This window comes from Azospirillum sp. Sh1, assembly GCF_008365135.1.
GTDB classification, from domain to species: Bacteria; Pseudomonadota; Alphaproteobacteria; order Azospirillales; family Azospirillaceae; genus Azospirillum; species Azospirillum oryzae.
Genome location: NZ_VTTK01000030.1, coordinates 49,117 through 61,898 on the forward strand (window position 1 = coordinate 49,117; position 12,782 = coordinate 61,898).

The 12,782-nt window shown below is 69.2% G+C and carries 12 protein-coding genes; 10 read left to right on the forward strand and 2 right to left on the reverse strand.

Annotation, left to right across the window (positions count from 1 at the left end; genetic code table 11):
* Positions 1-49: 49 nt before the first annotated feature.
* The 7 genes from FZ029_RS24460 to FZ029_RS24490 all read left to right on the forward strand — a co-directional run bounded on the left by FZ029_RS24460 (position 50) and on the right by FZ029_RS24490 (position 7,735).
* Entirely contained in the window at positions 50-1,066 is a 1,017-nt protein-coding gene (locus tag FZ029_RS24460) for an ABC transporter substrate-binding protein (RefSeq protein ID WP_149272326.1), read from the forward strand.
* Positions 1,063-1,950 carry an ABC transporter permease gene (locus FZ029_RS24465; protein ID WP_247892474.1) on the forward strand — a complete coding sequence of 296 codons (888 nt, stop codon included), beginning with the start codon at positions 1,063-1,065 and terminating at the stop codon, positions 1,948-1,950. Before FZ029_RS24460 ends, FZ029_RS24465 begins: the two co-directional genes overlap by 4 nt.
* A 6-nt stretch (positions 1,951-1,956) precedes the next feature.
* On the forward strand, positions 1,957-2,760 hold the full coding sequence (locus FZ029_RS24470) for an ABC transporter permease subunit (protein ID WP_149272327.1): 804 nt from the start codon (positions 1,957-1,959) through the stop codon (positions 2,758-2,760).
* 11 nt (positions 2,761-2,771) lie between these two features.
* Complete coding sequence (locus tag FZ029_RS24475; RefSeq protein WP_149272328.1) at positions 2,772-3,821, forward strand: ABC transporter ATP-binding protein; 1,050 nt, start codon at positions 2,772-2,774, stop codon at positions 3,819-3,821.
* A 167-nt stretch (positions 3,822-3,988) separates the two neighbouring features.
* Positions 3,989-4,807: a phosphodiesterase gene (locus tag FZ029_RS24480; protein WP_149272329.1), complete on the forward strand. Its 819-nt coding sequence runs from the start codon at positions 3,989-3,991 to the stop codon at positions 4,805-4,807.
* An 85-nt stretch (positions 4,808-4,892) separates the two neighbouring features.
* A complete protein-coding gene (locus FZ029_RS24485) occupies positions 4,893-5,879 on the forward strand; it encodes an ABC transporter substrate-binding protein (RefSeq protein ID WP_149272330.1) in 987 nt (328 codons plus the stop codon).
* 203 nt (positions 5,880-6,082) lie between these two features.
* Complete coding sequence (locus tag FZ029_RS24490) at positions 6,083-7,735, forward strand: iron ABC transporter permease (RefSeq protein ID WP_247892475.1); 1,653 nt, start codon at positions 6,083-6,085, stop codon at positions 7,733-7,735.
* 6 nt (positions 7,736-7,741) lie between these two features.
* On the opposite strand, the gene FZ029_RS24495 is transcribed toward FZ029_RS24490, so the two are convergent.
* Entirely contained in the window at positions 7,742-8,758 is a 1,017-nt protein-coding gene (locus FZ029_RS24495; RefSeq protein ID WP_149272332.1) for an oxidoreductase, read from the reverse strand.
* 45 nt (positions 8,759-8,803) lie between these two features.
* Complete coding sequence (gene pgl / locus FZ029_RS24500; RefSeq protein WP_149272333.1) at positions 8,804-9,493, reverse strand: 6-phosphogluconolactonase; 690 nt, start codon at positions 9,491-9,493, stop codon at positions 8,804-8,806.
* Between the two features lie 395 nt (positions 9,494-9,888).
* Here pgl and FZ029_RS24505 point away from each other — a divergent pair, with 395 nt between their 5' ends.
* The 3 genes from FZ029_RS24505 to ugpC are packed head-to-tail and all read left to right on the forward strand — an operon-like array spanning position 9,889 to position 12,755.
* Positions 9,889-10,755: a sugar ABC transporter permease gene (locus FZ029_RS24505; protein WP_188052045.1), complete on the forward strand. Its 867-nt coding sequence runs from the start codon at positions 9,889-9,891 to the stop codon at positions 10,753-10,755.
* Position 10,756: 1 nt separating this feature from the next.
* The gene (locus FZ029_RS24510) at positions 10,757-11,638 is read left to right on the forward strand and encodes a carbohydrate ABC transporter permease (protein WP_247892478.1); all 882 of its coding nucleotides are present in this window, start codon (positions 10,757-10,759) and stop codon (positions 11,636-11,638) included.
* Positions 11,639-11,645: 7 nt separating this feature from the next.
* Positions 11,646-12,755, forward strand: a complete 1,110-nt coding sequence (ugpC, locus tag FZ029_RS24515) for a sn-glycerol-3-phosphate ABC transporter ATP-binding protein UgpC (RefSeq protein WP_149272336.1) — start codon at positions 11,646-11,648, stop codon at positions 12,753-12,755.
* Positions 12,756-12,782: the final 27 nt, after the last annotated feature.

Consider the following 12,782-nt stretch of genomic DNA (forward strand, 5'->3'; position numbering starts at 1 on the left):
CTGAGCCCAAATCGAGATAAGCGCTTCCCGAACGGAGACACACGCAATCATGTTCAAGCCGTTCCTGCTCGGCGCCGCCGCTCTGGCCGCCGCCTTCACCGCCACGGTCGCTCCCGTCCTGGCGGCGGAGCAGACCGCCATCTGCTACAACTGCCCGCCGGAATGGGCCGACTGGGCGTCGCAGCTGAAGGCGATCAAGGCCGATCTCGGCATCGCCGTGCCGTTCGACAACAAGAATTCAGGCCAGTCGCTCGCCGCCATGCTGGCGGAAAAGGACAAGCCGGTGGCCGACGTCGTCTATCTCGGCGGGCCGGTCGGCATCCAGGCCAAGGCGGCCGGCGTCGTCACCCCCTACAAGCCGGCGGGCTGGGCCGGGATCCCCGACGGGATGAAGGATGCCGACGGCTACTGGTTCGCCATCCACAGCGGCACGCTGGGCTTCTTCGTCAACACCGAGGCGCTGGGCGGCAAGCCGGTGCCGCAGAGCTGGGCCGACCTGCTGAAGCCCGATTATTCGGGCATGGTCGGCTATCTCGACCCGACCAGCGCCGCCGTCGGCTATGTCGGCGCGGTGGCGGTCAATCTGGCGCTGGGCGGCGATTACGGCAGCTTCGACAAGGCCATCGGCTGGTTCAAGGATCTGCAGAAGAACCAGCCCATCGTGCCGAAGCAGACCTCCTACGCCCGCGTGCTGTCGGGCGAGATTCCGATCCTGATCGATTACGACTTCAACGCCTACCGCGCCAAATACACCGACAAGGCACCGGTCGCCTTCGTCATCCCGAAGGAAGGCACCGTGTCGGTCCCCTATGTGATGGCGCTGGTCAAGAACGGCCCGAATCCGGAGAACGGCAGGAAGGTGCTGGACTACGTCCTGTCGGACAAGGGCCAGACGCTTTGGGCCAACGCCTTCATGCGCCCGGTGCGGGCCGAGGCGATGTCGCCGGAGACCGCCGCCAAGTTCCTTCCCGCCGCCGACTATGCCCGCGCCAAACCGGTGGACATGGTGCGCATGGCCGAGGCGCAGAAGGGCTTCATGGACCGCTATCAGGCGGAGGTGAAGTGAGCGCCTGTGTGCAGGACGCTCCCCTCCCCCACCGGCCGGCGGCACGTCCGCCGGCCGGTGGGGGAGGGGCGGGCGAACCGCTGCGGCTGGCGGCCCTGCTGGCGCCAGCGGCGGCGGTGTTCGCGGCGTTTTTCCTGCTGCCGCTGGTCCGCCTGATCCTGATCGGCGCCGGCGGGGCGGAGGGATGGAGCGCCTATCTGACCACGCTGGCCGATCCCGGCCATCTCGACAGCCTGGTCTCCACGCTGGCGCTGTCGGCGGGGGTGACGTTGGTGACACTGGCGGTGTCCACCGTGGCCGGGCTGTTCCTGGTGCGGCACCGCTTTCCCGGCCATGCCCTGCTGGTGGCGCTGCTGACCTTCCCGCTGGCCTTTCCCGGCGTGGTCATCGGCTTCATGGTCATCATGCTGGCCGGGCGGCAAGGGCTGGTCGGCACGATCACCCAGGCGCTGACCGGGGGGAAGCTGGTCTTCGCCTATTCGATGGCCGGGCTGTTCCTCGGCTACGTCTATTTCTCGATCCCGCGCGTGATCCTGACGGTGATGGCGGCGGCGGAGAAGCTGGATCCCCGGCTGGAGGAAGCGGCGCGTTCGCTGGGGGCGGCCCCCTGGCGGGTGGTGGCCGACGTGATCCTGCCGGCGCTGAAGCCGGCGCTGATCTCGGCCGGTGCGCTGTGTTTCGCGACCTCGATGGGCGCGTTCGGCACCGCCTTCACGCTTGCCACCCGGATCAATGTCCTGCCGATGACGATCTATACCGAATTCACGCTCCAGGCGAACATCGCGGCGGCGGCGGCGCTCAGCGTCCTGCTCGGCCTCATCACCTGGGCGGCCCTGGCCATTGCGCGCAGTGTCGCCGGCACCTCCGTCGCGGCGGCGGGGTGACGGGCGATGCAGAGTCTCTCTAATCGCCGGGGCTGGGGCTTCTGGCTGCAATTGGGCTTCACCCTGCTGGTCTGCGCCCTGCTGACCGTGCCGATGGTGATGTCGATGCTGGCCGGGCTGACCGCCAACTATTTCGTCGGGCTGAAGAGCGGCCTGACCCTGCGCTGGGTCGATGAGGTGCTGCGGGTGTATTCCGGCACCATCCTCTTGTCCCTGCAGATCGCCTTCGCCTGTCTGGCCTGCACGCTGGTCCTGGGCGTTCCGGCGGCCTATGCGCTGGCGCGCCGCCCCGGCCGGATCGCCCGGCTGGTGGAGGAGATGCTGATGATGCCGGTCGCCATCCCCGGCCTCGCCACCGCGCTGGCGCTGATCGTCACCTATGGCGGTGTGGGGGATCTGCGCAGCAGTTGGCTGTTCATCCTGATCGGCCATGTGCTGTTCACCCTGCCCTTCATGGTGCGCGCCGTGCTGGCGGTGATGGGCGCCATCGACCTGACGACGCTGGAGGAAGGGGCGGCCAGCCTCGGCGCCGGCTTCCTGCGGCGGTTCTTCACGGTGGTGCTGCCCAACTGCCGCTCCGGCATCCTGGCCGGGTCGCTGATGGTGTTGACCCTGTCGGTCGGCGAGTTCAACCTGACCTGGCTGCTGCACACGCCGCTGACCAAGACGCTGCCGGTCGGGCTGGCCGACAGCTATGCCTCGCTGCGGATCGAGATCGGCAGCGCCTACACCCTCGTCTTCTTCGTTATGATCGTGCCGAGCCTGATCCTGCTGCAGGGTCTGGCGAAGCGCGACCGTCCGTCCGTTTGAGGCCACCCCAGATGCCCGACAGCTTCCACCTCGACGCCGTGCCGATCCGCCTGGAACGCTGCGGCAAGACCTTCGCCGGCGGCGCCCGCGCACTGGAGCCGCTGGATCTGACCATCCGCGGCGGCGAGACCATCGTCTTCCTGGGCCCAAGCGGCTGCGGCAAGACCACCACCCTGCGCATCATCGCCGGGCTGGAAAGCCCCGATCCCGGCGGCCGCGTGCTGTTCGGTGAGGAGGACGTCACCGCGCTTCCGATCGAACGGCGCAATGTCGGCATGGTGTTCCAGAGCTACGCCCTGTTCCCCAACATGTCGGTGGCGGAAAACGTCGCCTACGGCCTGAAGGTGCGCAAGCTGCCCCGGCCCGAGCGCGCCCGCCGGGTCGAGGAGATGCTGGACCTGATGCATCTCGGCGAGTTCGCCGGGCGGCGGATCGACCAGCTGTCCGGCGGGCAGCGGCAGCGGGTGGCGCTGGCCCGCGCGCTGGTGGTGAAGCCGCGCGTGCTGCTGCTGGACGAGCCGCTGACGGCGCTCGACGCCAAGCTGCGCGACAGTCTGCGGCTGGAGATCGACCGGCTGCTGCGCGGGCTGGGCATCACCGCCGTCTACGTCACCCACGATCAGGGCGAGGCGATGGCGCTGGGCGACCGCATCGTGGTGATGGCCAAGGGCCGGGTGGCGCAGGTGGGAACGCCGCGCGAGATCTATTATCAGCCGGCGGACAGCTTCGTCGCCGACTTCATCGGCACGATGAACCGGCTGGGCGGTTTGGCGCGCGGCGGAACGCTGTGCATCGGGACTGCGTCACTGCCCTGGAGCGGGCCGGAGGGGGCGGTGGAGCTGCTGGTCCGGCCGGAGGATCTGGCGCTGGCCGGGGAGGCCGACGGGCATCTCGGCGGCACCGTCGCCGCTGCCGTGTTCCTGGGCGACCGCACCCGGCTGGTGGTGGAGCCCATGGACGGGCCGGCGCTGACGGTGGATGCCGCCGGGCGCAGCGAACTGGGGCGCGGCGACCGGGTGTGGCTGCGCGTCGATCCGGCGAGGGTGCTGGCGGTGCCGTGAGTGAGTTCGTCACAGCGCATGCCCCCTCCCCAACCCTCCCCCGCTTCGCGGGAGAGGGTGCCCCACGCGAAGCAGCGGCAGTCCCCTCCACCGCCAAAGGCGGGGGAGGGTTAGGGAGGGGGCATGACGTATCCAAATCAATTGCTTAAGCCCCCAAAGGCCCACCCATGATCATCGCCCAGATCACCGACACCCACATCAAGCCGCATGGCCGCCTCGCCTACCGCCGCGTCGACACCGCGCCCTTCCTGGAGCGCGCGATCGCCGCCCTCCTGGCGCTCGCCCCCCGCCCCGACGTGATCCTCGCCACCGGCGACCTCGTCGATGCCGGCCATGCGGAGGAGTATGAGCGGCTGCTCGGCCTGCTGCGCCCGCTCGACATCCCGCTGTTCGCGGTGCCCGGCAACCATGACGAACGCGCCGGTCTTGCCGAAGCCTTCCCCGACCTCAAGGCCCGCGTCGGCGACAGCCGCTTCTTCCAGTACACGGTGGAGGACTGGCCGGTCCGCCTGATCGCCATGGACACGGTGCTGCCCGGCTCCGGCGCGGGAGAGGTCTGCGCGGAGCGGCTCGGTTGGCTCGACGCGCGGCTGTCCGAGCAGCCGGGCCGGCCGACCATCGTCTTCCAGCACCATCCGCCCTTCGCCACCGGCATCGGTCACATGGACCGGCTGGGCCTGCACGGCGCCGACGCGATGGCCGAGGTGGTCCGCCGCCATCGCCAAGTGGAGCGGGTGCTGTGCGGGCATCTGCATCGGCCGATCCAGGTGCGTTGGGCCGGCACCATCGCCTCGACGGCGCCGTCGACCGCGCATCAGGTGGCGCTCGACCTGCGCGACGATGCACCGTCCGCCTTCGTGATGGAGCCGCCGGGCTATCAGATCCACATGTGGCGCGCCGACACCGGCGTGGTCAGCCACACCGCGGTGATCGGCGACTACGACGGGCCCTATCCCTTCTTCAAGGACGGAAAGCTGATCGACTGACTTGGTCATCCGACCGGCCGTCACATGCCTGTCATGGGCTTGGCGTAAGAGACACCTCACCGCCGATCCAACGGAGACGACAGAGATGAAGGCGTTTCTCGCCACCCTCGCCACGGTCCTGACGCTTGCCATCGGCCACACTGCACTGGCCGACGGCGCCACCGGCAAGCTGGTGCTCTACACCTCGCAGCTGGAGCCGGACGCCCGCCAGACGGTGGAGGCCTTCAAGGCGAAGAACCCCGGCGTCGAGGTGGAGTGGATCCGCAACGGCACCACCGAGCTGATGAACAAGTTGCGCGCCGAGTTCACCGCCGGGGCGCCGCAGCCCGACCTGCTGCTGATCGCCGACGCGGTGACGATGGAATCGCTGAAGGCGGAAAAGCGGCTGCAGCCCTACCAGGGTGCGCCGGTGGCCGGCTACCGGCCGGGCAGGCATGACCCGCAGGGCTATTGGTTCGGCACCAAGCTGATCACCACCGGCATCGTCTACAACACCGCCGCGCCGATGAAGCCGACCTCCTGGCAGGACCTGCTGAAGCCGGAGGCCAAGGGCACGACGGTGATGCCGAGCCCGCTCTATTCCGGCGCCGCCGCCATCCACATGGCATCGATCAAGGCGCAGCCGTCGCTGGGCATGGCCTATTACGAGGCGTTGCAGCGCAACGGCGTCACGGCGGCCAAGGGCAACGGCGGCATCCTGAAGGACGTGGCCGGCGGGGCGAAGCTCTACGGCATGGTCGTCGATTACCTGCCGATCCGCGAGCATCTGAAGGGCGCCCCCGTCGCCTTCGTCTTCCCCAAGGAGGGCGTCAGCGCCGTCAGCGAGCCGGTGGCGATCCTCAGCACGGCGAAGAACCCGGCGGCGGCGAAGGCCTTCATCGACTTCCTGCTGAGCCGCGACGGGCAGGAGTTGGCCTCGGCCCAGGGCTTCCTGCCGGCGCTGCCGGGGGTGAAGCCGCCGGCGGGCTTCCCCGACCCGGCCGGCATCACCCTGCTGCCCTATGACCCCGCCAAGGCGCTGGCCGAGGACGACGCCAACAAGCGCGCCTTCGCCGACCTGTTCGGCGGGTGAGAGTCGTTGTGCGGAATGGATGGATCCCCTCTCCCCCCTGGGGAGAGGGTTAGGGTGAGGGGGATGCGTTGCGAGGATCATCAAGAATCGCGCACCCTGCCGCACCTGTGAAAATCCACGCTGTGCATCCCCCTCACCCCGACCCTCTCCCCGGGGGGGAGAGGGGGATTAAGTCGGGCGGTCGAAGGGCGAGATTACTCGTTTTGCCCACCCTCCCCGGCTGGCCCCTGCTCGTCGGCCTTCTGGTGCTTCTCCCGGTCCTGCGCCTGCTCTGGGAAGCCGGCGACACCGCCGTGCTGGCGCGCGTGCTCGATTCCCCCGCTACGTGGCGCGCCACCACAAACAGCGTCGCCATCGCGGCCGGCGCCACGCTGGCCGCCGCGCTGATCGGCGGACCGTTCGCCCTGCTGATCGGGCTGACGAACCTGCGCGCCCGCACCGCGATGACCTTCGCGTTGATCCTGCCGCTGATGATCCCGCCGCAGATCGTGGCGATGGCCTGGACCCATCTCGCCGGCTCCGGCAGTCAGATCCTGAAGCCGCTGGGCCTCGCCCCGCCGGTCGGCACGGCAAACCCGGTGCAGTCGGCGGCGGGCATGGTGCTGGTGATGGGGATCGAACATGCGCCGCTGGTCTTCCTCGCCCTGCGCGCGGCGTTGCGGGCCATCCCCGGCGACGTGCTGGAGGCGGCGCGGGCATCGGGCGCCGGACCGTGGCGGGCGGTGCGCGGCGTGGTGCTGCCGCTCTGCCTGCCGGGGCTGGTCGCGGGATTGGCGATGGCCTTCGTCGCGGCGCTGGGGAATTTCGGGGTTCCGGCGTTGCTCGGCGTGCCGGCCGGCATTCCGATGCTGCCGACGCTGATCTACCGGCGGCTGGCAGGCTTCGGGCCGTCGGCCCTGCCGGAGGTGGCGGTGCTGGCGGCGCTGATCGGCGTCGTCGCCTGCCTGGGCATCGCCACCCAGACTATCCTGCAGGCGCGCATCGCCAGCCGTCTGCCCGGCGGCGCCCGGCCGCTGGTACCGCTGCCGCTCGGCTCCGCCCGCTTGGCGGTGGAGGGGCTTGCCTGGGGCGTGCTGGCTCTGATGGTCGCGGCGCCGCTGACCGCGCTGCTGGCGACCAGCCTGGTCAGCGTCTATGGCCTGCCGATCAGCTTGAGCACGCTGACGCTGGCCCATTACCGCGAGGTGCTGGCGCTCGATCAGGTGGGCCGCGCCTTCGCCAATTCGCTGCTTTTGTCGGGATCGGCGGCGGCACTGCTCGCCCTGCTGGCGGTGCCGCTGGCCCATGCGATGGCGCTGAGCGGCGGAAGCGGGCGGATCGCCCGCTCGGTCGGCGTGCTGGTGGAACTGCCGCATGCCGTGCCGGGGGTGGTGCTGGGCATCGGCTGCATCCTGCTGTTCCTGAAGCCGCTGCCGGGGCTGGGGGTCAGCCTCTACGGGACGCTGTGGATCATCCTGGCGGCCTATCTGGTCCGCTTCCTGCCGCTGGCGTTGCGGCCGGTGCAGGCGGCCTGTGCCGGGCTGGACCCGACCGTGGAGGAGGCCGCCCGCGCGCTGGGCGCCGGGCCGCTGCGGCGGCTGGTGACGGTGGTGGCGCCGCTGGTCGCGCCGGCGGCGGCGGCCGGCGGGCTACTGGTCTTCCTGACCGCCTTCAACGAGCTGACCGTCTCCATCCTGTTGTGGTCGCAGGGGCGGGAAACGCTGGGCGTCGTCGTCTATGCGCTGGAGGAGGGCGGCAGCCCGACGCTGGGTGCCGCCCTTGGCGTCATCGCCATCCTGGTGGTGTTGGCCGCGATGCTCGCCGCCGGCAGGTTCGGCCGCTGCTTGCCGCCCGGCGTGGTGCCCTGGCGGAGTTAGGTTCGGTCAGGCCGGCACCCCCGCCGCCTTGCGCACCGCCTCCAGCACGCTCAGCACGTCGCGCGCCTGTTCGGCGGTCACCGGCGGCGGAGCGCCGTCGAGGATGGACGCCGCAACACCTCGGTAGAAGGCGGGGTAGTCACCGCGCAGCGTCTCCACCCGCCGCTCCGTCCCGTCGGCCTGGACCAGCAGGGCGAAATTCTCCGGATCGTCCTGGCCCCAGCCGGCTTCGGTCGGCAGGCGGCCGGCGCGCAGGGCCGCTTCCTGCCCGTCCATGCCATGCTTGAGGAAGCTGCCGCCGTCGCCATGCAGCTGGAAGCGCGGACCCGGCCGGCAGACCACCGTGCCGCAATGCAGGATCGCCCGCATGCGGCCATAGCCGAGAACGATGTGGAACCAGTCATCGACCTGCGCGTCCGGCCGCTGGGCACCGACATCGGCGAGGATGCGGTCGGGCATGCCGAACAGGGTCAGCGCCTGATCGATCAGATGGGCGCCGAGATCGAACAGCACGCCGGAGCCTGCCAGCGTCTGCTCGCGCCAGCCCTGCTTGATCTGCGGACGGAAGCGGTCGAAATGCGCCTCGTAGTGATAGGGGCGGCCGATCTCGCCCTTGTCCAGACAGGCGCGCAGGGTCAGGAAGTCGTTGTCCCAGCGCCGGTTGTGGAAGACCGTCAGCAGCCGCCCCTGCCGCTTGGCGAGGTCGATCAACTCGCCGGCCTCCGCCGCGGTGGTCGCCATCGGCTTGTCGATCACAACATGCTTGCCGGCCAGCAGCGCCTCGCGGGCCAGGGGGGCGTGGCTGGTGTTGGGGGTGGCGATCACCACGAGGTCGATGGCCGGGTCGGCGATCACCGCCTCGGCCGTGGTCGCTTGCGCCCCCGGCGCGGCGCGGCGGATGTCGTCGATGCGCGAACTGGCGACCGCCGCCAGGCGCAGGCGCGGTTCGCTCTGGATCAGCGGCGCGTGGAACACCGACCCGGCAAGGCCGAAGCCCAGCAGGCCGACCGACAGGCTCTTCATCGTCTCAAAACCCTTCGCAATATGTTGCCCGACAGAAGCTGTGTCTCAGGGCGCCCAGCAGACCATGGTGTCGGCCCCGCCCCGGCGCAACAGGGCGCGCACCGGCATCGCGTCTTCCGGACCGGCGGCGCGGGCCTGCTCCAGCACGGCGCGCTTGGCGCCGCCGGTGATCAGCACGACGATGCGCCGGCTGTCGAGCAGGCGCGGCAGGGTCAGCGTCATGCGCGGATGCGGCGCGGTGGGGGAGCGCATCGCCCGGCAGGGTGCAGGCCCCTCCCAGGCGGCGGCAAGCCCCGGCGCATCGGGGAACAGCGAGGCGACATGCCCATCCTCGCCCATGCCGGTCACCATCAGGTCGAACGGTCCATCAAAGGCGCGCAACGCCTCGGCGCAGGCGGCCTCCCCCTCCTCCGGCGTGGCGGCGCCGGTGTAAAGCGGGATGAAGCGGATGGCGGGAGCGGCGGCGAGCAGCGAGGCGCGCAAGGTGGCGGCGTTGCTCTCCGGGCTGTCGGGCGGCAGCCAGCGGTCGTCCACCAGCGTCGCCGTCACCCGGCCCCAATCGACGGCCCGCCGGCCGAGCGCAGTCAGGAAGGGGCTGGGCGTCCGCCCGCCCGGCAGCGCCATGGTGGCCCGCCCGCCCGCCGCGATGGCGGCGGTCAGCAGGGCCGCCGTCTCGTCGGCCAGGGTTTCGGCGAGGTCCTGGGCATCGCGGAAGACACGAAGGCGCGCGGTCATGATGGAAGCTCCCCGATAAGTCTTGTTCGTTGGCGCAGACCATAATCCGCCCGCCCCGCATGTGCGCGCGCATCTGTGTAACGGTTGCGTAACAACGCCGGCCCCGGGAAAGCGCCGCGTTACCAAATTGTCCGCCCCGCGCATCATCGGCAGCGTACAGTGACCGCCAAGCGAACGACCGCCGGACGAACGTCCTTTTTGCGGCGGTCCAACAGCAACGCGTCACGGGAGGGAACCGACATGCGCGACCTGCATCCGTGTGCGAAGCCGGCCCGAAAGCCGGTGAGGCTCGCACCATGACCATGCAGACCCCATCTTACCGGCCGGCAGCCGGGGAAGACGCCGGCGCCGCTTCCGGCAGCGCCGCTCCGCCGCGGACGACCGGGCTGCGCGCCATGGCGCAGCGGCATCTGTCGAAGCTGGTGGTCGCCCCGTCCTTCGCGGCGATCCTGCTGTTCGTCTACGGCTTCATCGCCTGGACGGTCTATATCAGCTTCACCAATTCCAAGATGCTGCCGTCCTACGAACTGGTCGGCGCCGACGCCTTCGCCAAGCTGTGGCGGATCGAGCGCTGGTACGTCGCCATCGAGAATCTGCTGATCTTCGGCGGGCTGTTCATCGGCATCAGCCTGATCATCGGCATCCTGCTGGCGGTTCTGCTCGACCAGCGCATCCGCGGCGAAGGGGCGTTGCGCACCATCTATCTCTATCCGATGGCGCTCAGCTTCATCGTCACCGGCACCGCCTGGAAATGGATCCTGAACCCGTCCATCGGCATCCAGCAGTTCGTGCGCGACCTGGGATTCCCCGGCTTCACCTTCGACTGGATCGTCCAGCAGGACACCGCCGTCTACACGCTGGTGATCGCCGCGGTCTGGCAAAGCTCCGGCTTCGTCATGGCGCTGTTCCTGGCGGCGCTCCGCGGCGTCGATCAGGAGATCATCAAGGCGGCCTATCTCGACGGCGCCAGCCTGCCGCGCATCTATTGGGGAATCGTCCTGCCGTCGGTCCGGCCGGTGTTCATGAGCGCCTTCGTCATCCTCGCCCACCTCGCGGTCAAGAGCTACGACCTCGTGGTGGCGCTGACCGGCGGCGGTCCCGGCTATGCGTCCGACCTGCCGGCGACCTTCATGTACGAGATGACCTTCCGCCGCAACCAGATCGCCATCGGATCGGCCAGCGCGCTGATGATGCTGGCGACCGTCGTGGCGATCATCGTTCCCTACCTCTATTCCGAACTGAAGGGAGGCAAGCGTGTCTAGCCTGACCTCCGCCCTGCCGCCGGCGCAGGGCACCGGCGCCCGCATCGCCCGCTGGGGCCTGTACCTGATCCTCCTGCTGTTCGCGGCCTATTACCTGCTGCCGCTGCTGCTCATGATCACCACCTCCTTCAAGAGCCCGGAGGAAATCCGCACCGGGTCGCTGCTGTCGCTGCCGCGCGATTTCAGCCTGGATGCCTGGAGCTATGCCTGGAACCGCGCCTGCATCGGCGCCGATTGCCGCGGCATGGCGCCCTATTTCCTGAATTCCATCGTCATCGTCGTGCCGTCGGTCGTCATCTCCACCTTCTTCGGGGCGCTGAACGGCTATGCCCTGACCAAGTGGCGGTTCCGCGGCGCCAACATCGTGTTCGGCATGATTCTGTTCGGCAGCTTCCTGCCGTCGCAGGTGATCCTGCTGCCGATGGCGCAGACGCTGGGCTTCCTGGGGCTGGCGGGCAGCGCCGGCGGGCTGATCCTGGTGCATGTGGTGTACGGCCTCGCCTTCACCACGCTGTTCTTCCGCAACTACTATGTCAGCATCCCCGACGATCTGGTGAAGGCCGCGACCATCGACGGCGCCGGCTTCTTCCAGATCTTCACCAAGATCATGCTGCCGCTGTCGCTGCCGATCCTGGTGGTGACGATCATCTGGCAGTTCACCCAGATCTGGAACGACTTCCTGTACGGGGCGTCCTTCGCGGCGGGCGGCGCGCAGCCGGTGACGGTCGCGCTGAACAACCTCGTCAACACCACCACCGGCGTGAAGCAGTACAACGTCGACATGGCGGCGGCGATGATCGCCGGCCTGCCCACCCTCGTCGTCTATGTGCTTGCCGGGAAATACTTCATCCGCGGTCTGACCGCCGGCTCCGTCAAGGGGTGATCTTCCGATGGCGACTCTCAGCATCAACAACGTCCGCAAGCAGTATGGCAGCGTCGAGGTCCTGAAGGGCATCGACCTGGACCTGACGGACGGTGAATTCCTCGTCCTGCTCGGGCCCTCCGGCTGCGGGAAATCCACCCTGCTCAACATGATCGCCGGTCTGGAGACGATCAGCGCCGGCGAGATCCGCATCGACCAGCGCGTGGTCAACGAGGTCCATCCCAAGGACCGCGACATCGCCATGGTGTTCCAGTCCTACGCGCTTTATCCCAACATGACGGTGGCGCGGAACATCGGCTTCTCGCTGGAGATGCGCGGGCAGGCCAAGGCGGAGCGCGACGGCGCCATCCGCCGCGTCGCCCGGCTGTTGCAGATCGAGCATCTGCTGGACCGCAAGCCGGCGCAGCTGTCGGGCGGCCAGCGCCAGCGCGTCGCCATGGGCCGCGCCCTGGTCCGCGACCCCAAGGTGTTCCTGTTCGACGAGCCGCTGTCCAACCTGGACGCCAAGCTGCGCGTCGACATGCGCACCGAGATCAAGAAGCTGCACCAGCGGCTCGGCACCACCGTGGTCTATGTCACCCACGACCAGATCGAGGCGATGACGCTGGCCAGCCGCATCGCCATCATGAAGGAGGGCGTCGTCCAGCAGTTCGCCCCACCGCAGGAGGTCTATGAGCGCCCGGCCAACATGTACGTGGCGAGCTTCATCGGCTCCCCCACCATGAACTTCGTGCGCGGCACGCTGTCGGCCGAGGGCGACCGGCTGGGCGTCAGCGTCGGGCGCGAGCGCAGCGGCTTCCTGCCGCTGTTCCAGGCGCCGGAGCAGGCCGGTCACTGGCTGGGCCAGGAGGTGATCCTGGGCATCCGGCCGGAAGCCATCACCTGCTACGATCCCGCCATTGCAGCCGGCAACCCGGCGCTGGTGAAGGTGGCCTGCGGCGTCAATGTGCTGGAGCCGACCGGCGCCGACACCATCACCTATGTCGAGCTGAACGGCCACGAGGTGGTCGCCCGCATCAAGCCGAGCGACCGGGTGGCGGAGGGCGCGACCGCCGACTTCATGATCGACATGGCGAGAGCCAACCTGTTCGACCCGAAGACCGAACAGCGGATTTGAATGGTGATAATCCCCTCTCCCCGGGGG

Coding starts and splice junctions, on each gene's coding strand:
- FZ029_RS24480 (WP_149272329.1), top strand. CDS start 3,989: ATGATCATCGCCCAGATCACCGACACCCACATCAAGCCGCATGGCCGC.
- FZ029_RS24505 (WP_188052045.1), top strand. CDS start 9,889: ATGGCGCAGCGGCATCTGTCGAAGCTGGTGGTCGCCCCGTCCTTCGCG.
- FZ029_RS24460 (WP_149272326.1), top strand. CDS start 50: ATGTTCAAGCCGTTCCTGCTCGGCGCCGCCGCTCTGGCCGCCGCCTTC.
- ugpC (WP_149272336.1), top strand. CDS start 11,646: ATGGCGACTCTCAGCATCAACAACGTCCGCAAGCAGTATGGCAGCGTC.
- FZ029_RS24485 (WP_149272330.1), top strand. CDS start 4,893: ATGAAGGCGTTTCTCGCCACCCTCGCCACGGTCCTGACGCTTGCCATC.
- FZ029_RS24470 (WP_149272327.1), top strand. CDS start 1,957: ATGCAGAGTCTCTCTAATCGCCGGGGCTGGGGCTTCTGGCTGCAATTG.
- pgl (WP_149272333.1), bottom strand. CDS start 9,493: ATGACCGCGCGCCTTCGTGTCTTCCGCGATGCCCAGGACCTCGCCGAA.
- FZ029_RS24495 (WP_149272332.1), bottom strand. CDS start 8,758: ATGAAGAGCCTGTCGGTCGGCCTGCTGGGCTTCGGCCTTGCCGGGTCG.
- FZ029_RS24475 (WP_149272328.1), top strand. CDS start 2,772: ATGCCCGACAGCTTCCACCTCGACGCCGTGCCGATCCGCCTGGAACGC.